This is a genomic window from Mycolicibacillus trivialis (assembly GCF_002102395.1).
Classification (GTDB): Bacteria; Actinomycetota; Actinomycetes; order Mycobacteriales; family Mycobacteriaceae; genus Mycobacterium; species Mycobacterium triviale.
On the sequence record NZ_LQPZ01000026.1, the window covers coordinates 1 to 18811 of the forward strand.

The window sequence follows — 18811 nt, forward strand, 5'->3', positions numbered from 1 at the left end:
CCCGGAAGCTAAGCCTGCCAGCGCCGATGATACTACCCAACCCGGGTGGAAAAGTAGGACACCGCCGAACACACATTAAACCTGTGCCCCCCACATTGTTTGGGGGGCACAGGTGTATGGAAAACAAAAATAGGGACCGGGTCGGAACGGGCCGAAATATGTCGTCAGCCTTCATGTCGAGTTCCATGTATTACCGAAATGGAATGCGATACCCGATGTGAACAAGGCGTCGTCGGCGAACCGTATCCTTGACCCGCCGGCGCAGAACACGACGCGAAAGGCGGCAGCGGTGACCGAACGCAACGGTGGTGAACGTCGCCGACGCCCGGCGGCGGACGGCCCCCGGCGTGGCCCGCGCCCGCAACGCCAGGCACCGCGTTCCTCCGGCCCCGACCGGGCCCGTCGCGCCCAACCCCAACCGGCCTCGGAGGCACCCGCGCGACCCGCACCGGTCGGCCCGGAGATCCCCGAGGACATCGAGGCCAAACAGCTGGCCCCGGAGATCCGCCGCGAGCTGTCCACCCTGGACCGGTTCACCGCCGACGCGGTGGCCCGACACCTCGTCGCCGCCGGCGCCCTGATCGAGGACGACCCGCAGGCGGCGCTCGAGCACGCCCGGGCCGCACGGGCCCGGTCGTCGCGGATCGCCGCGGTTCGCGAAGCCGTCGGTATCGCGGCCTACCACTGCGGTGATTGGGCACAGGCGCTGGCGGAACTGCGCGCCGCACGTCGGATGGGCAGTAAATCGGTGCTGTTGCCAGTGATCGCCGACTGCGAACGCGGCCTGGGCCGTCCGCAGCGGGCGATCGAACTGGCCCGCGGTCCCGAGGCAGCCCAACTCGAAGGCGATGACGCTGACGAACTGCGCATCGTCGCTGCGGGCGCACGCACCGATCTCGGCCAACTCGACGCCGCCTTGACCCTGCTGTCGACGCCGCAACTGAACCCCGACCGCACCGGGCCAACCGCAGCCCGACTGTTCTACGCCTACGCCGACACGCTGCTGGCACTCCACCGGCGCGAGGAGGCCCTGCAGTGGTTTCTGCGGTCGGCGGCCGCCGACACCGAAGGCGTCACCGACGCCGAAGACCGGGCCGGTGAATTGGGCTGAGATGGGGACGCTCGCAAACGAATACGACTGCTTGATGCTGGACCTCGACGGCACTGTCTTTCGCGGGCACCAACCGACAGAGGGGGCAGTCGACGCGTTGGACCGCGCGCCCGGGCGCACGTTGTTCATCACCAACAACGCCTCCCGTACCGCCGCCGAGGTCGCCGACCACCTTCGTGAGCTCGGCTTCAGCGCGACCGACGACGACGTCGTCACGAGCGCTCAGACCGCGGCACGCCTGCTGGCCGGTCAGTTGCCGGCCGAGGCGGCAGTGCTGATCGTCGGCACCGACTCGCTGGCCGCCGAGATCACCGAGGTCGGGCTTCGTCCGGTCCGCCGGTTCGAGGACAACCCGGTCGCCGTCGTCCAGGGCCACTCGCCGACAACCGGATGGCCCCAACTGGCCGAGGCCGCGCTGGCGATCCGCGCCGGAGCCCACTGGCTGGCGACCAACGTCGACCGGACCTTGCCCTCCGAACGCGGCCTGCTGCCCGGCAACGGCTCGATGGTGGCGGCGCTGCGCACCGCGACCGACACCGACCCCGAGGTTGCCGGCAAACCCGCCCCGCCGTTGATGAAGGACGCCCTGCAACGCGGCGAGTTCACCGCCCCGCTGGTGGTCGGTGACCGCCTCGACACCGATATCGCCGGCGCCAACAACACCGGGTTGCCCAGCCTGATGGTGCTCACCGGCGTCAACACCGCCCGCGACGCCGTACACGCCATCCCGGTGGAGCGGCCGCACTACCTCGCCGCGGATCTGCGCTGCCTGCACCGCGAGGCCGCCGAGATCGCCGTCGCCGCACACCCGGCGTGGCGGATCAGTGTCGAGGACACCGCCGTGGCGGTCCACACCGTCGACGCCGACGCCGCCGACCAGGACCCGCTGAGCGTGGTCCGGGCCGTCGCCCGGGCGGTCTGGGACGCCGAGTTCGGCGACGAGGCGCCCACCATCACCGCCGGTGACGACGTGGCGCGCGCCGCCCTGCAGCGCTGGTCGCTGCTCGACGATCCCGATCGACTAGCGTGAGAGCCGTCATGACGACCGAACCCGACCAGATCCGTGCCCGGATCGATGCGTTGCTCGCCCCGATTCCGCAGGTCGACGCGGACGGCTCCGCGCCGACCGACGCCGACCTCGATGACGTCGCGCACCGCCTCTCGGAGGCCCACGACGTCCTGGTACGCGCCCTGGAATCGGTGGAGAAGGGCTGAGTGTCCTGTGGCACGACGCAACCGCGTTGATGTCGAACTGGTCCGCCGCGGACTGGCCCGCTCCCGGCAGCAGGCCGCCGAGTTGATCAGCGCGGGCAAGGTCAGCATCGACGGGATGCCGGCGGTCAAGGCCGCCACCGCGGTCGACCTGACCGCGAAGCTGACCATCGCCGCCGACGGTGAACGCGGCTGGGTCTCGCGCGGTGCGCACAAGCTCATCGGGGCCCTCGACACCTTCGCGATCGACGTGACGGGGAAGCGTTGCCTGGACGCCGGGGCCTCCACCGGTGGGTTCACCGAAGTGCTCTTGGACCGCGGCGCCGATGCCGTCGTCGCCGTCGACGTCGGCTACGGGCAGTTGGCCTGGCCGCTGCGGTCGGATTCCCGCGTGACGGTGCTGGAACGCACCAACGTGCGCAACCTGACCGCCGAACAGGTCGGCGGCGCGGTCGACCTGGTGGTCGCCGACCTGTCGTTCATCTCGCTGGCCACCGTGGTGCCCGCGCTCATCGCCTGCGCCCAACCCGACGCCGATATCGTGCCCATGGTGAAACCGCAATTCGAGGTCGGCAAGGGCCAGGTCGGCGCCGGCGGCGTGGTGCACGAACCCGAGCAGCGCGCCGACGCCGTGCTTGCCGTCGCCGGTCACGCCCGACAGCGCGGCTGGCACACCGTCGCCGTCACCGCCAGCCCTTTGCCCGGCCCGTCGGGCAACGTCGAATATTTCCTGCGGCTGCGCGCCCGGACCGACCGGCCGTTGGCCGGGGCGGACCTGACCGCGGCCGTGCATCGAGCTGTCGCGGAGGGGCCACAATGAGCGCGGAACGCACCATCCTGTTGGTCATCCACACCGGCCGTGAGGAGGCCACCGACACCGCCCGCCGGGTGGAGAAGGTCCTCGGCGAGCACGGCATCGCGCTGCGGGTGCTCACCGCCGAGGCCGTCGACCGCGGCTCGCTGCACCTGGCCCCCGACGACATGCGGGCGATGGGGGTGGACATCGAGGTCGTCGACGCCGACGACAACGCCGCGGAGGGCTGCGAACTGGTGCTGGTGCTCGGCGGCGACGGCACCTTCCTGCGCGCCGCCGAACTGGCCCACAACGCCGGCATCCCGGTGCTCGGGGTCAACCTGGGCCGGATCGGATTCCTGGCCGAAGCCGAGGCTGAAGCCATCGACACCGTCCTCGACCACGTCGTCGCCCGCGACTACCGCGTCGAAGACCGGATGACCCTGGACGTGGCGGTCCGCGCCGACGGCGAGGTCATCCAGAGCGGCTGGGCGCTCAACGAGGCCAGCCTGGAGAAGGGGCCCCGGCTCGGGGTGCTCGGCGTCATCGTCGAGGTCGACGCCCGACCGGTCTCCACGTTCGGCTGCGACGGGGTGCTGATCTCCACCCCGACCGGCTCGACCGCCTACGCCTTCTCCGCCGGCGGGCCGCTGCTGTGGCCCGACCTCGACGCCATCCTCGTCGTCCCCAACAACGCACACGCCCTGTTCGCCCGGCCCATGGTGACCAGCCCGCACGCGGTGATCGCCATCGAGTTGGAAGCCAACGGTCACGACGCGCTGGTCTTCTGCGATGGTCGCCGCGAGATGTTGGTGCCCGCCGGTGGGCGGCTGGAGGTGACCACCGGTGCGATCCCGGTGAAATGGGCCCGGCTGGACAGCGCCCCGTTCACCGACCGTCTCGTCCGCAAGTTCCGGCTGCCGGTCACCGGCTGGCGCGGGCAGTAACGGCGGGCCGCGTGCTCACCGAGATCCGCATCGAATCGCTCGGCGCCATCCGCGCCGCGACCGCCGAGTTCGGCCGCGGCCTGACCGTGCTCACCGGCGAAACCGGCACCGGCAAAACGATGGTGGTCACCGGGCTGCACCTGCTCGGCGGGGCCCGCGCCGACGCCAACCGGGTCCGCTCCGGCGCCGATCGGGCGATGGTCGAGGGTCGCTTCAGCACCGACGAACTCGATGAGATCGCCGCCGCCACGGCCCAAGAACTGCTGGAGGCGTCCGGCGCCGACCGCGACGAGGACGGCAGCATCATCGCGCTGCGCTCGGTCGGCCGGGACGGCCGTTCCCGCGCCTACCTCGGTGGGCGCAGCGTCCCGGCCAAATCGTTGAGTGCGTTCACCGCCGGGCTGCTCACCCTGCACGGCCAAAACGACCAGTTGCGCCTGCTGCGGCCCGACGAGCAGCGCGGCGCCCTGGACCGGTTCGCCGGGGTGACCGCCACGCTGGAGGACTACCGCAAGCTTCGGGACAGCTGGCTGGCGGCCCGGCGTGACCTTTCCGAACGCCGTGACCGGGCCCGCGATCTCGCCCAGGAAGCCGACCGCTTGACCTTCGCCCTGGACGAGATCGACGCCGTCGACCCCCAGCCCGGTGAGGACGACGCGCTGACCACCGACATCCGCCGGCTCTCCGAACTCGACACCCTGCGGGCGGCCGCCGCCGACGCCCGCGCCGCGTTGATGGGCGCCGACGACGCCGACTTCCCGGCCGACCAGCGCTCGGCGACCGCACTGCTCGGCCGGGCCAAGACCGCGCTCGAAGCCACCGGCGACACCGCGCTGAGCGCCCTGGCCGACCAACTCGGCGGTGCGCTGACCGCGATCGGGGACGCCGCGACCGAGCTCGGCGGCTATCTCGCCGATCTTCCGGCCGACGCCGGCGCCCTGGAGAACAAACTGGCCCGGCAGGCCGAACTGCGCACTCTGACCCGCAAGTACGCCGCGGACATCGACGCGGTGTTGGACTGGGCCGGGCAGGCCCGCGAGCGCCTCGCCCAACTCGACGTCTCCGACGAGGCGGTCGGCGCCCTGCAGCAACGGGTGGCGCGCCTGGCCGAGGAGGTCGCCGCCGCGGCGGTCCAGCTCAGCGAGGCCCGCCGCGGCGCCGCCCCCGCCCTCGCCGAGGCGATCACCGCCGAGCTCACCGGTTTGGCGATGACCGACGCGGAGTTCACCGTCTCGGTCGGTCCGCAACCGGCGGCGGATCACGACCCGACCGCGCTGACCCTGCCCTCCGGTGCGGTCGTGGCCGCCGGTACCGACGGCGTCGACCAGGTCGAGTTCGGTTTCACCGCGCACCGTGGCACCACGGTGCTGCCGTTGGCCAAGAGCGCCTCCGGCGGTGAGCTGTCCCGGGTGATGTTGGCCCTCGAAGTGGTGCTGGCGACCGCGACCTCCCGCTCGGCGGGGACCACGATGGTCTTCGACGAGGTCGACGCCGGTGTCGGCGGGCGCGCCGCGGTCCAGATCGGCCGCCGACTGGCGCGGCTGGCCCGGACCCATCAGGTCATCGTCGTCACCCACCTGCCGCAGGTCGCGGCGTACGCCGACGTCCACCTGACGGTGGAGGGCGCCGGCGCCGACGGCGCCAGCGGTGTCCGCCGCCTCGGCGATGAGGAGCGGGTCGCCGAGCTGGCGCGGATGCTCGCCGGTCTCGGCGAGTCCGACAGCGGCCGCGCGCACGCCCGCGAGCTGCTCGACGCTGCCCGCAACGGCGGCGCCGACCCGTGATCCGCCACACCAAACCTGTGGCAGATGTGACGTAATATCACTATTGAGGCTCCTGTTACGGCGCGCCTCCTCGATTCGGTGGCCGATGACCGCCAGAATCGCCGCATGAGGATGTCAGCGCTGCTCTCCCGTAACACCTCGCGACCCGGCGTTGTCGGCACTGCACGGGTCGACCGCGACCTTGACCGGCTCCTGCGGCGGTTGTGCCCGGGCGACATCGCTGTGATCGACGCCCAGGACCTCGACCGCATCACCGCCGACGCGCTGGTCGACGCGCAGGTCCTCGCCGTCGTCAACGCCGCCCCGTCGATCTCCGGCCGCTACCCCAACCAGGGCCCGGAGGTGCTGGTTGCCAACGGTGTCGTCCTCATCGATGAGGCCGGCCCCGACGTGTTCAAGAAGGTCAAGGACGGCGCCAAAATCCGCCTCAACGAGGGCGGCGTCTACTCCGGTGACCGGCGGTTGGCGCGCGGCGTCGAACGCGCCGAGCATGACATCGCCGAGATGATGCACGAGGCCAAGTCCGGCCTGGTCGCCCACCTGGAGGCCTTCGCAGGCAACACCATCGAGTTCATCCGCAGTGAGAGCCCGCTGCTCATCGACGGCATCGGTATCCCCGACATCGACATCAACCTGCGCCGGCGCCACGTCGTGCTCGTCGGCGACGAGCCCTCCGCCGTCGATGACCTCAAACTGCTCAAGCCGTTCATCAAGGAGTACCAGCCGATCCTGCTCGGCGTCGGCGCCGGCGCCGACGTGCTGCGCAAGTGCGGATACCGCCCGCAGTTGATCGTGGGCGACCCCGACGAGATCAGCACCGAGGTGCTCAAGTGCGGCGCGCAGGTAGTGCTACCCGCCGACGCCGACGGTCACGCGCCGGGCCTGGAACGCATCCAGGACCTCGGTGTGGGCGCGATGACGTTCCCGGCGGCCGGCTCGGCCATGGATCTGGCGCTGCTGCTCACCGACCACCACGGCGCCGCGCTGCTGGTGACGGCCGGGCACAGCGCCAGCATCGAGGAGTTCTTCGACCGCAGCCGCCAGCAGAGCAACCCGTCGATGTTCCTCACCCGGCTCAAGGTCGAGGAGAAGCTGGTCGACGCCAAAGCGGTGGCCACGCTGTACCGCAACCGGGTCTCCGCGGGCGCGATCGCCCTGCTGGTGTTCACGATGCTGATCGCGGTCATCGTCGCGCTGTGGGTCTCGCGCACCGACGTCTCGTTCCTGGACTGGATCCTCGACTACTGGAACCGCTTCTCGCTGTGGGTGCAAGGCTTTCTCACTTAGGAGCCTGCCGTGATTTCTCTACGCCACCACGCGATTTCGCTGGCCGCAGTGTTCCTCGCGCTGGCGATCGGGGTAGTCCTGGGCTCCGGGCTGCTTTCTGATTCGATGCTTTCCGGAATCCGGGCGGAGAAGAAGGACCTGCGCAGCCAGATCAGCGAACTCAACGACGAGAAGAACGCGCTGAACGAAAAACTCAGCGCCATCGACGGATTCAACTCCCTCGTCGCGGGCCGCATCGTGCACGACACGCTGGTCGGCAAGTCGGTGGTCGTCTTCGCCACCCCCGACGCAGACCGGAGCGACGTGGAGGCTCTCAGCCGCATCACCCGCCTGGCCGGGGGTACGGTCACCGGGACGGTGTCGCTGAGCCAGGAATTCGTCGACGCAAACTCGGCGGAGAAACTGCGCTCGGTGGTGACCGCCTCGGTGCTGCCTGCCGGTGCGCAACTCAACCCGGCCCTGGTCGACCAGGGTTCGCAGGCCGGGGACCTACTCGGTATCGCGATGCTGATCAACCGCGACCCGGCCCGCAAACCCGCCGACGACGCACAACGCGAGACGGTGCTGGCCGCGCTGCGCGACACCGGCTTCCTCGACTACGGCGATCAGCGGTTCGGCGCCGCCGACACCGCGCTGGTCGTCACCGGCGGTGGCCTCGGTGAGGACGCGGGCAACCGCGGCACCACCGTCGCCCGGTTCGCCGCGGCGTTGGCCCCGCACGGATCGGGCACGGTGCTGGCCGGGCGGGACGGCTCGGCGACCGGGACCGCGGCGGTCGCGGTGGCCCGCGCCGATGCGGCGACCACCGCGGTGATCAGCACCGTCGACGACATCGACACCGAATCCGGCCGCGTCACCGCGGTGCTGGGCCTGGGCGAACTGGCCGGCGGCGGCCACCCCGGCCAGTACGGCATCGGGCCCGGCGCCACCGCGGTCACCGTCGCGCAGTAGACCTGCCGGGCGTGTCAACGCCGTCGGGTCCCAGCGGGTGTTAAGGTGAGATTCCGTGGGTCGGCAGGCCCCACTAGCACAAGCTAGATCTCGCCCTGCGCGTCGTCACGGAGGTGGCTGTTGCCAGCACTGCGCAAGCACCCCTACACCGCCACCAACTATCTCTTCGTCACCGGTGGCGTCGCCTCGTCTCTGGGCAAGGGGCTCACCGCGAGCAGCCTCGGCCAGCTGTTGATCGCCCGGGGCCTGCAGGTGACGATGCAGAAGCTGGACCCCTATCTGAACGTCGATCCCGGGACGATGAACCCATTCCAGCACGGTGAGGTCTTCGTCACCGAGGACGGCGCCGAGACCGACCTCGATGTCGGCCATTACGAACGGTTCCTGGACCGCGACCTGTCCAGCTCGGCGAACGTCACCACCGGTCAGGTCTATTCGACGGTGATCGCGAAGGAACGTCGCGGCGAATACCTCGGCGACACCGTCCAGGTGATCCCGCACATCACCGACGAGATCAAGAACCGCATCCTGGCGATGGGGGAGCCGGACCGCGACGGCAACCGGCCCGATGTGGTCATCACCGAGATCGGCGGCACCGTCGGCGACATCGAATCGCAGCCGTTCCTGGAAGCCGCCCGGCAGGTGCGCCACGACGTCGGGCGCGATCACTGCTTCTTCCTGCATGTGTCGCTGGTGCCCTATCTCGCGCCCTCCGGTGAGCTCAAAACCAAGCCGACCCAGCATTCGGTGGCCGCGCTGCGCAGCATCGGGATCACCCCCGACGCACTGATCCTGCGGTGCGACCGGGATGTCCCGGAGCCGCTGAAGGAAAAGATCGCGCTGATGTGCGACGTCGACATCGACGGCGTCATCTCCACGCCGGACGCGCCGTCGATCTATGACATCCCCAAAGTCTTGCACCGCGAGGAACTCGACGCCTACGTGGTTCGGCGGATGAACCTGCCGTTCCGCGACGTCGACTGGACCGAATGGGACGACCTGCTCAGCCGGGTCCACGACTCGCACGAATCGGTGCGGATCGCGTTGGTGGGCAAGTACATCGAACTATCCGACGCCTACCTCTCGGTCGCCGAGGCGTTGCGCGCCGGCGGGTTCAAACACCGCACCAAGGTGGAGATCCGCTGGGTCGCCTCCGACAGTTGCAGCACCCCCGAGGGCGCCGCGGCCATGCTCGGCGACGTCGACGGGGTGTTGATCCCCGGTGGGTTCGGCATCCGTGGCATCGAGGGCAAACTCGGCGCGATCAGCTACGCCCGGACCCGCGGCATCCCGCTGCTGGGACTCTGCCTGGGGCTGCAATGCATCGTGATCGAGGCGGCCCGGTCGGTGGGCATCACCGAGGCCAACTCCGCGGAGTTCGACCCCGACACCCCCGACCCGGTCATCTCCACGATGGCCGACCAACAGGACGCCGTCGCGGGGGAGGCAGACCTGGGCGGCACCATGCGCCTCGGTGCCTATCCCGCGGTCTTGAAGCCGGATTCCGTTGTCGCCCAGTCCTACCAGGCCACCGAGGTCTCCGAGCGGCACCGGCACCGCTACGAGGTCAACAACGCGTACCGGGATCGGATCGCCGAGAGCGGGCTGGTCTTCTCCGGTACCTCGCCGGACGGCCACCTGGTGGAATTCGTCGAGTACGCCGCCGACGTCCACCCGTTCCTGGTCGGCACCCAGGCCCACCCCGAACTGAAGAGCCGGCCGACCCGCCCGCACCCGCTCTTCGTGGCCTTCATCGGCGCCGCCATCGACTACAAGGCCGCCGAACGGCTGCCGGTGGAGATCCCCGAGCACCACGCCAACGGCGCCGAGCAGACCGCGCCCGACCCCGTCCACGAACCCGCCGCACGTGGCTGACCACGACTTCGAGACCGTCTCCTCGCAGCTGCTGCACAGCGGCAAGATCTTCGCGCTGCGCACCGACCAGGTGCGGATGCCCGGCGGCACGATCGCCGCCCGCGAGGTGGTCGAACACTACGGCGCGGTCGCCATCGTCGCCCTCGACGAGAACGACAACGTCCCGATGATCTACCAGTACCGCCAGGCGATCGGCCGGCGACTCTGGGAACTGCCCGCCGGACTGCTCGACACCGCCGGTGAGGAACCGCACCGCACCGCGGCACGCGAACTGCACGAGGAGGCCGGCCTGTCCGCCGAGACCTGGCAGGTGCTCGTCGACCTGGACTCCACGCCGGGGTTCAGTGACGAGTCGGTGCGGGTGTTCCTGGCCACCGGGCTGACCGAGGTGGACCGCCCGGAGGCGCACGACGAGGAAGCCGACCTGCAGTTGCGGTGGTTCCCGCTGGCCGATGCGCTGGACCGGGTCCTGTCCGGCGAGATCGTCAACGCGATCGCGGTGGCCGGCATCCTCGCCGCCCACACGGTGCGCGGCGGCGGAGCCACGCCGCGCCCGCTCGACGCGCCGTGGGTGGACCGGCCGCAGGCCTTCCGTGCGCGCCAGGGCCGGTCGTGACCGCCGTGGAGGCCGAGCCGTCGGCGCTGGACGGCCAGGTCGGCGGCTACCTCGACCATCTGGCGATCGAGCGGGGCGTGGCCGCCAACACCCTCAGCTCCTACCGGCGTGACCTGCGCCGCTACACGCAGTACCTCAGCGCGCGCGGCGTCGGCGACCTGGGCGAGGTCACCGAGGGCGACGTCAGCGAATTCGTGGTGGCCTTGCAGCGCGGCGACGACGACGCCGGGCTGGCGCCGCTCTCGGCGGTCTCGGCCGGCCGTGCGTTGATCGCGGTGCGCGGCCTGCACCGGTTCGCGGCCGCCGAGGGCGTCATCGATCTCGACGTGGCGCGGACGGTGCGCCCCCCGGCGGCGGGGCGGCGGCTGCCCAAGAGCCTCACGGTCGACGAGGTGCTGGCCCTGCTGGAAGCCGCCGGCGGTGACAGCCCCTCGGACGGCCCGCTCACGCTGCGCAACCGCGCCCTGCTGGAACTGCTCTACTCCACCGGCGCGCGGATCTCCGAGGCGGTCGGCCTCGACGTCGATGACATCGACACCCACGACCGGTCGGTGCTGCTGCGCGGCAAGGGCGGCAAACAGCGTCTGGTGCCGATCGGCCGCCCCGCGGTGAGCGCCCTGGACGCCTACCTGGTGCGCGGTCGCCCCGACCTGGCCCGGCGCGGACGCGGCACCCCGGCAGTGTTCCTCAACGCCCGCGGCGGCCGACTGTCGCGGCAGAGCGCCTGGCAGGTGCTGCACGACGCCGCCGAACGTGCCGGGCTGACCGCCGCGGTCTCGCCGCACACCCTGCGGCACTCGTTCGCCACCCATCTGCTCGACGGCGGAGCCGACGTGCGGGTGGTCCAGGAGCTGCTCGGCCACGCCTCGGTGACCACCACCCAGATCTACACACTGGTCACCGTGCACGCGCTCCGTGAGGTGTGGGCCGGGGCGCACCCCCGCGCCCGTTGACGGCACCGGTACCCCCGCAACAACGCCGCATCGAGCGCCGGGTACAGGGCGGGATCGGGTAGGCGGTTGCTCTACCGTCGCCGGTGGCCGCCGGGCGATGATGAGGTGGCAGTGCATTCCTGTCGGGACCGTGGACGGGGAGAACGTCATGAAGCGGTGGGCGACGGTGGGTTACGGCCTGCTGAGCTACGGGGTGTTCCTGGCGGCCTTTCTCTACCTGGTCGGTTTCGTCGGCAACATCGTCGTGCCCCGCAGTGTCGATGTCGCGCTCACCGCCCCGATCGGTGTGGCGGTCGCGGTCGATGTCGGACTGCTCGCCCTGTTCGCCGTGCAGCACAGCGTGATGGCGCGTCCGGCCTTCAAGCGCTGGTGGACGCGGTTGGTACCGCCGAGCATCGAACGCTCCACCTATGTCCTGGTGTCGAGCCTGGTGTTGGTCCTGCTGTTCTGGCGATGGCACACCGTGCCGACGGTGCTGTGGGAGGTGACCTCGCCGACGGTCCGGGCGGCCATCGAGGTGGCGTTCTGGCTGGGCTGGGTGATCGTGCTGAGCGCGACGTTCATGATCCAGCACTTCGACCTGGTCGGATTGCGGCAGGTCTATCTGGCCTGGCGCGGGGAGCCTTACACCGAGGTCGGATTCCGGGCGCCATTGCTGTACCGGGTGGTGCGGCACCCGATGATGCTGGGCTTTCTCATCGCCTTCTGGGCGGCGCCGACGATGACCGCCGGGCACCTGCTGTTCGCCGTCGGCGGCACGGTTTACATCCTGGTGGCGCTGCAGTTCGAGGAACGCGATCTGACTGCGGGACTGGGACCTCGATACCGCGAATATCGAACGCGGGTCCCGATGCTGGTGCCCTGGCCGCATCACCGCCGCGACCTCCCGCAGCCGCGCATTCAGCCGCCCGAAGTCGCCTGACCCGCACCGCCCGGCGCGTGCAGCCACAGGAATCCGGGACAACGCCGCGTTCTCGTGCGCTTCGGGCTCTACCCGCGAGCAGGGATCGGCCCGCGGCGAGGTGAGCCGCGGCTCAGCCCAGATACTCCGACTCCAGCACCAGGTCGGGGATCAGGGTCTGGTACTCGGCGTGGGTCTTGTGCTCGACGGTGTCGAACAGCGTGCCCTGCTGCTCGCGCATGTAGGCGCGGTACTTCGGTGCCCCGGGCACCAGCACGTTGTCGGCGACCACGATCGAGCCGCGGTGCAGCCAACCCCGGTCCAGGATGTGCTGCAGGTCGGGTTGGTAGGCGTCCTTGACGTGATCGAGGAACAAGAAGTCCAGCGCCTCGGCGGTGAAGCCGTGCTGCTCGGCGAGCGCGTCGAGGGTGCGCCCGCCGTCACCGATGGTTCCGACCACGCAGGTGACCCGGTCGGCGACCCCGGCGTGCGCCCAGATCCGACGGGCGTTGGCGGCGTTGGCCTCGGCCAACTCCACCGAGAACACCCGAGCCGCCGGCGCCGCCCGCGCGATGCGTAGCGCCCCGTAGCCGACATAGGTGCCCAACTCCAAGGCCAACTTCGGGTCGGCCCGACGCACCGCGGCGTCGAGCAGGCGGCCCTTCTCGTCGCCGATGTTCATCAGCATCGACTTGTCGTAGGCGAACCGGTCGATGGTGCTCAGCACGTGATCGAGGTCGCCGGCGCGAGCGTTGGCCAGTACATAGTCGACCGCGGCGGCCTCCCGGCCGTCACCGATCTGGCCGGTGGTTCCGACACTGCGGTTGGCGTTCGCCATCCGCAGCACCGACCAACGCAGGAAGGGCAGGCGTCGTTTCAGGCTCATGGCCACCAGCCTAGGCTCGCCCCCGGCTTTCTGGTTTGTCGGAGGAGCCCACCCGTTAGACTCGGGCTGATGTGCGCCCGCGCCCTTGACCCCGCTCGTGTGATGAGTGACGGCTGGGCATGACCGACACCGCCGACAGCGGCCCGAAGATGGGCCTGACCGGCCGCCCGCCCCGAGCCATCCCCGAGCCGCAGCCGCGTACCTCCCACGGCCCGGCCACCGTGATCGCGATGTGCAACCAGAAGGGCGGCGTCGGCAAGACCACCTCCACGATCAACCTCGGCGCCGCCCTGGCCGAGTACGGCAGGCGGGTGCTGCTGGTCGACCTCGATCCGCAGGGCGCCCTGTCGGCGGGCCTGGGGGTCCCGCACTACGAGCTGGAACGCACCGTGCACAACCTGCTGGTGGAACCGCGGGTGTCCATCGATGACGTGCTGCTGAACACCCGCATCAAAAACGTCGACCTGGTGCCGAGCAACATCGACCTGTCGGCCGCGGAGATCCAGTTGGTCAACGAGGTCGGCCGGGAACAGTCCCTCGGCCGTGCGCTGCACCCGGTGCTCGACCGCTACGACTATGTGCTGATCGACTGCCAGCCGTCGCTGGGACTGCTGACCGTCAACGGGCTGGCCTGCGCGGACGGGGTGCTCATCCCCACCGAATGCGAGTACTTCTCGCTGCGGGGGCTGGCGCTGCTCACCGACACGGTCGAGAAGGTGCGTGACCGGCTCAACCCGAAGCTCGACATCAGCGGCATCCTGGTCACTCGGTTCGACCCCCGCACCATCAACTCGCGCGAGGTGATGGCCCGGGTGGTGGAGCGCTTCGGCGACCTGGTTTTCGACACCGTCATCACCCGCACCGTCCGGTTCCCGGAGACCACGGTCGCCGGCGAGCCGATCACCACCTGGGCGCCGAAGTCCGGCGGCGCCGAGGCCTACCGCGCGCTGGCCCGTGAGGTCATCGACCGGTTCGGCGCGTGAGCGGAGACGAGACCGCCGAGACCGCCACCCAACACGGCTTTCAGGTCCGGCTGACCAATTTCGAGGGGCCGTTCGATCTGCTGCTACAGCTGATCTTCGCGCACCGTCTCGACGTCACCGAGGTGGCGCTGCACCAGGTCACCGACGACTTCATCGCCTACACCCGCGAGATCGGCGCCCAGTTGGGTCTGGAGGAGACCACCGCGTTCCTGGTGGTCGCGGCCACCCTGCTCGACCTGAAGGCGGCCCGACTGCTGCCCGCCGGACAGGTCGACGACGAGGAGGATTTGGCGCTGCTGGAGGTGCGCGACCTGCTGTTCGCCCGGTTGCTGCAGTACCGGGCGTTCAAACACGTGGCGCAGATGTTCGCCGAACTCGAGGCGGCTGCGCTGCGCAGCTACCCGCGGGCGGTGTCGCTGGAGGACCGCTTCGCCGACCTGCTGCCCGAGGTGATGCTGGGGGTCGACGCGGAGCGGTTCGCCCAGATCGCGGCGGCCGCCTTCACCCCGCGCCCGGTGCCGACGGTGGCCACCGGGCACCTGCACGAGTTGACCGTGTCGGTCCCCGAACAGGCGCAGCGGCTGCTGAGCATGCTCGAAGAGCGCGGCACCGACGCGTGGGCGTCGTTCTCAGAATTGGTCGCCGACTGCTCGGCACCGATCGAGATCGTGGGCCGCTTCCTGGCGCTGCTCGAACTGTATCGGGCTCGGGCGGTAGCATTCGACCAGGCAGAACCGCTTGGAGTGCTCCAGATTTCCTGGACCGGGGAACGGCCGGCCGGCGATGAGCTGCTGAAGGATCAGGGATGAGCACCGCGGATGACGCCGTCGACACTGCGTTCGGCGGCGCCGTGATCAAGGAGTGGCGCAGATGACGATCCCCGACGACACCGGGGCCGCGGGCCAGGCGGCGTCGTGGCGCGACGCGGACGACCTCCGCGAGCTGAACGGTGTATCCGCCGGGGCCGTCGACCCGGAGACCGAATCCGACGAATCCGACGAGACCGCTGCCGGTGGGCTGGGCATCGACGTCGCCAACGCACCGGAACTCGAAGACGGTGAGCTCGGCGCGGTGCTCGAGGCGCTGCTGCTGGTGGTCGACACCCCGATCACGGTGGACGGGCTGGCGGCGGTGACCGAGCAGCCCGCCAACCGGATCGCCGACAAACTGCAGACGATGGCCGTGGACCTCACCGCACGCGACAGCGGCATCGAGTTGCGTGAGGCCGGGGGCGGATGGCGGTTCTACACCAGGGCGCGGCACGCACCCTACGTCGAAAGGCTGCTGCTCGACGGCGCGCGTTCGAAGCTGACCCGTGCGGCGTTGGAGACCCTGGCGGTGGTGGCCTATCGGCAGCCGGTGACCCGGGCGCGGGTCAGTGCGGTGCGCGGGGTGAACTGCGACGCGGTGATGCGCACGCTGCTCGCGCGTGGGCTGATCACCGAGGCCGGCGCCGACACCGACACCGGGGCGATGACGTTCGCGACCACCGAGCTGTTCCTGGAGCGGCTGGGGTTGTCCTCGCTGACGGACCTGCCCGACATCGCACCGCTGTTGCCCGACGTCGACACCATCGACGATCTGAGCGAATCCCTCGACAGCGAGCCACGTTTCCTCAAACTCGACGGCGCGCAGCAGCGCGATCCGTCGCTCGAGTTCGACGTGGACACATGACCGAGGGAGTGCGCCTGCAGAAGGTGCTGTCGCAGGCCGGGGTGGCGTCACGGCGGGTGGCGGAGAAGATGATCCGCGACGGCCGGGTCGAGGTCGACGGTGCCGTGGTGACCGAACTGGGCACCCGGGTGGAGCCGGGCACCGCGGTGATCCGGGTCGACGGAACGCGGATCAGCGTTGACGAATCCCACGTCTACCTGGCGTTGAACAAGCCGCGCGGGATGCTTTCGACGATGAGCGACGACCTCGGGCGGCCGTGCATCGGTGACCTGGTGGAGCATCGGGTGCGGGGCAACAAGAACCTCTTCCACGTCGGCCGGCTCGACGCGGACACCGAGGGGCTGATCCTGTTGACCAACGACGGCGAGTTGGCCCACCGGCTGATGCATCCGTCGTTCGAGGTGCCCAAGACCTATCTGGCGACCGTCGCCGGGACGGTGCCGCGCGGTCTGGGCAAGAAATTGCGTGCCGGAGTCGATCTGGAGGACGGGATGGCCCGGGTGGATCACTTCGCGGTGGTCGATGCGGTGCCCGGGAAGTCGCTGGTGCGGGTGACCCTGCATGAGGGACGCAACCGAATCGTGCGGCGGCTGCTGGCCGAGGTCGGCTACCCGGTGCAGGAATTGGTGCGCACCGACATCGGGACGGTGTCCCTCGGTGACCAGCGGCCGGGAAGTCTGCGGCCGTTGCGCCGCAACGAGATCGGTGAACTGTACAAGGCGGTGGGACTGTGAGCGCAGAGCGCGGGATGACGGTCGCCGTCGACGGCCCGGCGGGCACCGGAAAATCCACCGTGTCGCGCGGACTGGCCCGTGCACTGCGGGCCCGCTATCTCGACACCGGGGCGATGTACCGGATCGCGGCGCTGGCCGTACTGCGCGCCGGCGTGGATCCGGCGGACGCCGAGGCCGTCGCCGCCGTCGCGGCCACCGCCGACATCACTGTCGGCGCGGAGGCGGACGCCGACCGCTTTTACCTTGCCGGTGAGGATGTTTCGGACGTGATCCGCGGCGGTGAGGTGACCGCGGCGGTGTCGGCGGTCTCCTCGGTTCCGTCGGTGCGGGAGCGGCTGGTGGCGCTGCAGCGGCAACTCGCGGCGGGACCGGAGGCCATCGTGGTGGAAGGGCGCGACATCGGCACCGTGGTGCTGCCGGATGCGCCGTGCAAGGTGTTCCTGACCGCTTCGGCCGAGACGCGGGCCCGGCGACGCAACGACCAGAACATCGCCGCGGGACTGGCCGACGACTATCCCGGCGTGCTCGCCGACGTGCGGCGCCGCGACCACCTCGACGCCACCCGCAGCACCTCGCCGATGCGACCCGCCGAGGACGCGGTGATCGTCGACACCAGCGACATGACCCAAACCCAGGTGATCGAGCACCTGCTCGACCTGGTCGACCAAGCCAACGGAGTTCGGCGATGAGCACCTCGGAGTTCGACGGCACCTGGAGCGATGAGAGCGACTGGGAGCTGGGGGAGGCCCCCGGCTTCGACGACGACACCGAGCAGGGTGGCCCGCCGCCGGTGGTCGCGGTGGTGGGTCGGCCCAACGTCGGCAAATCCACTCTGGTCAACCGGATCCTGGGCCGGCGCGAGGCGGTCGTGCAGGACCTGCCCGGGGTGACTCGCGACCGCGTCTCCTACGACGCGTTGTGGACCGGCCGCCGGTTCGTCGTGCAGGACACCGGTGGGTGGGAACCCGACGCCAAAGGTCTGCAGCAACTGGTCGCCGACCAGGCGTCGGTGGCCATGCGCACCGCCGATGCGGTGATCCTGGTGGTCGACGCGGTGGTCGGCGCGACCGCGGGCGATGAGGCGGCGGCGCGGATTCTGCGGCGGGCCGGGAAACCGGTGTTTTTGGCCGCGAACAAGGTCGACAGCGAAAAGGGGGAGGCCGACGCGGCCGCCCTGTGGTCGCTGGGGCTGGGGCAGCCGTGGGCGATCAGCGCCATCCACGGTCGCGGGGTGGCCGACCTGCTCGACGAGGTGGTCGCCGCGCTGCCCGAAGTCGCCGAGACCGCCGGTGGCGGCGGCGGGCCGCGCCGGGTGGCGCTGGTCGGAAAACCCAACGTGGGCAAGAGTTCCCTGCTCAACAAACTCGCCGGTGATGAGCGTTCGGTGGTGCACGACGTCGCCGGCACCACCGTCGACCCGGTGGACTCGCTGATCGAACTCGGCGGCAAGGTGTGGCGGTTCATCGACACCGCAGGCCTGCGCCGCAAGGTACGCCAGGCCAGCGGCCATGAGTTCTACGCGTCGGTGCGCACGCATGGCGCAATCGATGCCGCCGAGGTGGCGGTGGTGCTGATCGACGCCTCCCAGCCGTTGACCGAGCAGGACCAGCGGGTGTTGTCGATGGTCAGTGAGGCTGGGCGAGCGCTGGTGCTCGCGTTCAACAAGTGGGACCTGGTCGATGAGGACCGCCGCTACACCCTGGAACGGGAGATCGACCGCGAATTGGTGCAGTTGGGCTGGGCGCTGCGGGTGAACATCTCGGCCAAGACCGGTCGTGCCCTGCAGAAACTGGTGCCGGCACTGGAGGCGGCGTTGGAGTCCTGGGACACCCGGGTGCCGACCGGCCGGCTCAACACCTTCCTCAAGGAGGTGGTGGCCGCCACCCCGCCACCGGTGCGCGGCGGCAAACAGCCGCGAATCCTGTTCGCGACCCAGGCCACCGCACGGCCCCCGACGTTCGTGCTGTTCACCACCGGATTCCTGGAGGCCGGCTATCGGCGGTTCCTGGAGCGCCGACTGCGGGAGACCTTCGGTTTCGAGGGCAGCCCGATCCGGATCAACGTGCGGGTGCGGGAGAAGCGCAAGGCCCGCTAGGTATGGGGG

General features: G+C 70.2%; 19 protein-coding genes. 18 read left to right on the forward strand and 1 reads right to left on the reverse strand.

Features of this window, described 5'->3' with window-relative positions; genetic code table 11:
- The first annotated feature begins 289 nt into the window (after positions 1-289).
- The 12 genes from AWC30_RS10090 to mddA all read left to right on the forward strand — a co-directional run bounded on the left by AWC30_RS10090 (position 290) and on the right by mddA (position 12451).
- Positions 290-1111, forward strand: a complete 822-nt coding sequence (locus AWC30_RS10090) for a hypothetical protein (protein WP_085110091.1) — start codon at positions 290-292, stop codon at positions 1109-1111.
- Between the two features lies 1 nt (position 1112).
- Positions 1113-2141, forward strand: a complete 1029-nt coding sequence (locus tag AWC30_RS10095) for an HAD-IIA family hydrolase (protein WP_085110068.1) — start codon at positions 1113-1115, stop codon at positions 2139-2141.
- A gap of 8 nt (positions 2142-2149) precedes the next feature.
- Positions 2150-2326 carry a hypothetical protein gene (locus AWC30_RS17810; RefSeq protein WP_165756475.1) on the forward strand — a complete coding sequence of 59 codons (177 nt, stop codon included), beginning with the start codon at positions 2150-2152 and terminating at the stop codon, positions 2324-2326.
- 7 nt (positions 2327-2333) lie between these two features.
- Positions 2334-3143: a TlyA family RNA methyltransferase gene (locus AWC30_RS10100; RefSeq protein WP_085110069.1), complete on the forward strand. Its 810-nt coding sequence runs from the start codon at positions 2334-2336 to the stop codon at positions 3141-3143.
- The gene (locus AWC30_RS10105) at positions 3140-4063 is read left to right on the forward strand and encodes an NAD kinase (RefSeq protein ID WP_085110070.1); all 924 of its coding nucleotides are present in this window, start codon (positions 3140-3142) and stop codon (positions 4061-4063) included. The genes AWC30_RS10100 and AWC30_RS10105 overlap by 4 nt, the downstream gene beginning before the upstream one ends.
- Before the next feature lie 11 nt (positions 4064-4074).
- Positions 4075-5847, forward strand: coding sequence for a DNA repair protein RecN (gene recN / locus AWC30_RS10110; RefSeq protein ID WP_085110071.1), 1773 nt, complete (start codon positions 4075-4077; stop codon positions 5845-5847).
- Positions 5848-5952: 105 nt separating this feature from the next.
- Positions 5953-7134 (forward strand): putative cytokinetic ring protein SteA, encoded by a 1182-nt coding sequence (gene steA / locus AWC30_RS10115; protein ID WP_085110072.1) that lies wholly within the window; start codon positions 5953-5955, stop codon positions 7132-7134.
- A 9-nt stretch (positions 7135-7143) separates the two neighbouring features.
- Entirely contained in the window at positions 7144-8085 is a 942-nt protein-coding gene (locus AWC30_RS10120; protein ID WP_085110073.1) for a copper transporter, read from the forward strand.
- A 129-nt stretch (positions 8086-8214) separates the two neighbouring features.
- Positions 8215-9960 carry a CTP synthase gene (locus AWC30_RS10125; RefSeq protein WP_085110092.1) on the forward strand — a complete coding sequence of 582 codons (1746 nt, stop codon included), beginning with the start codon at positions 8215-8217 and terminating at the stop codon, positions 9958-9960.
- Positions 9953-10576: an NUDIX domain-containing protein gene (locus tag AWC30_RS10130; RefSeq protein ID WP_085110074.1), complete on the forward strand. Its 624-nt coding sequence runs from the start codon at positions 9953-9955 to the stop codon at positions 10574-10576. Before AWC30_RS10125 ends, AWC30_RS10130 begins: the two co-directional genes overlap by 8 nt.
- Positions 10577-10602: 26 nt before the next feature.
- Positions 10603-11529, forward strand: a complete 927-nt coding sequence (xerD, locus tag AWC30_RS10135; protein ID WP_085110093.1) for a site-specific tyrosine recombinase XerD — start codon at positions 10603-10605, stop codon at positions 11527-11529.
- Between the two features lie 148 nt (positions 11530-11677).
- Positions 11678-12451: a methanethiol S-methyltransferase gene (mddA, locus tag AWC30_RS10140; RefSeq protein WP_085110094.1), complete on the forward strand. Its 774-nt coding sequence runs from the start codon at positions 11678-11680 to the stop codon at positions 12449-12451.
- A 112-nt stretch (positions 12452-12563) separates the two neighbouring features.
- Here mddA and AWC30_RS10145 read toward each other — a convergent pair whose 3' ends face one another.
- A complete protein-coding gene (locus tag AWC30_RS10145; protein WP_085110095.1) occupies positions 12564-13316 on the reverse strand; it encodes an O-methyltransferase in 753 nt (250 codons plus the stop codon).
- Between the two features lie 119 nt (positions 13317-13435).
- Between AWC30_RS10145 and AWC30_RS10150 the strand changes: the two genes are divergently transcribed.
- The 6 genes from AWC30_RS10150 to der all read left to right on the forward strand — a co-directional run bounded on the left by AWC30_RS10150 (position 13436) and on the right by der (position 18802).
- Positions 13436-14299 (forward strand): ParA family protein, encoded by an 864-nt coding sequence (locus tag AWC30_RS10150; RefSeq protein ID WP_085110075.1) that lies wholly within the window; start codon positions 13436-13438, stop codon positions 14297-14299.
- Positions 14296-15108: a segregation/condensation protein A gene (locus AWC30_RS10155; RefSeq protein WP_085110076.1), complete on the forward strand. Its 813-nt coding sequence runs from the start codon at positions 14296-14298 to the stop codon at positions 15106-15108. The genes AWC30_RS10150 and AWC30_RS10155 overlap by 4 nt, the downstream gene beginning before the upstream one ends.
- A 61-nt stretch (positions 15109-15169) precedes the next feature.
- Complete coding sequence (gene scpB, locus AWC30_RS10160) at positions 15170-15973, forward strand: SMC-Scp complex subunit ScpB (RefSeq protein WP_085110096.1); 804 nt, start codon at positions 15170-15172, stop codon at positions 15971-15973.
- On the forward strand, positions 15970-16707 hold the full coding sequence (locus AWC30_RS10165; RefSeq protein WP_085110077.1) for a pseudouridine synthase: 738 nt from the start codon (positions 15970-15972) through the stop codon (positions 16705-16707). The genes scpB and AWC30_RS10165 overlap by 4 nt, the downstream gene beginning before the upstream one ends.
- A gap of 14 nt (positions 16708-16721) precedes the next feature.
- Complete coding sequence (cmk, locus tag AWC30_RS10170; protein WP_085110097.1) at positions 16722-17396, forward strand: (d)CMP kinase; 675 nt, start codon at positions 16722-16724, stop codon at positions 17394-17396.
- A complete protein-coding gene (gene der, locus AWC30_RS10175; RefSeq protein WP_085110078.1) occupies positions 17393-18802 on the forward strand; it encodes a ribosome biogenesis GTPase Der in 1410 nt (469 codons plus the stop codon). Before cmk ends, der begins: the two co-directional genes overlap by 4 nt.
- Positions 18803-18811 lie beyond the last annotated feature (9 nt).

Bases quoted from the DNA above. Each gene is read 5' to 3' on its own strand.
- AWC30_RS10095 (WP_085110068.1), top strand. From the start codon at position 1,113: ATGGGGACGCTCGCAAACGAATACGACTGCTTGATGCTGGACCTCGAC.
- AWC30_RS17810 (WP_165756475.1), top strand. From the start codon at position 2,150: ATGACGACCGAACCCGACCAGATCCGTGCCCGGATCGATGCGTTGCTC.
- AWC30_RS10105 (WP_085110070.1), top strand. From the start codon at position 3,140: ATGAGCGCGGAACGCACCATCCTGTTGGTCATCCACACCGGCCGTGAG.
- steA (WP_085110072.1), top strand. From the start codon at position 5,953: ATGAGGATGTCAGCGCTGCTCTCCCGTAACACCTCGCGACCCGGCGTT.
- mddA (WP_085110094.1), top strand. From the start codon at position 11,678: ATGAAGCGGTGGGCGACGGTGGGTTACGGCCTGCTGAGCTACGGGGTG.
- AWC30_RS10145 (WP_085110095.1), bottom strand. From the start codon at position 13,316: ATGAGCCTGAAACGACGCCTGCCCTTCCTGCGTTGGTCGGTGCTGCGG.
- AWC30_RS10150 (WP_085110075.1), top strand. From the start codon at position 13,436: ATGACCGACACCGCCGACAGCGGCCCGAAGATGGGCCTGACCGGCCGC.
- scpB (WP_085110096.1), top strand. From the start codon at position 15,170: ATGACGATCCCCGACGACACCGGGGCCGCGGGCCAGGCGGCGTCGTGG.
- AWC30_RS10165 (WP_085110077.1), top strand. From the start codon at position 15,970: ATGACCGAGGGAGTGCGCCTGCAGAAGGTGCTGTCGCAGGCCGGGGTG.
- cmk (WP_085110097.1), top strand. From the start codon at position 16,722: ATGACGGTCGCCGTCGACGGCCCGGCGGGCACCGGAAAATCCACCGTG.
- der (WP_085110078.1), top strand. From the start codon at position 17,393: ATGAGCACCTCGGAGTTCGACGGCACCTGGAGCGATGAGAGCGACTGG.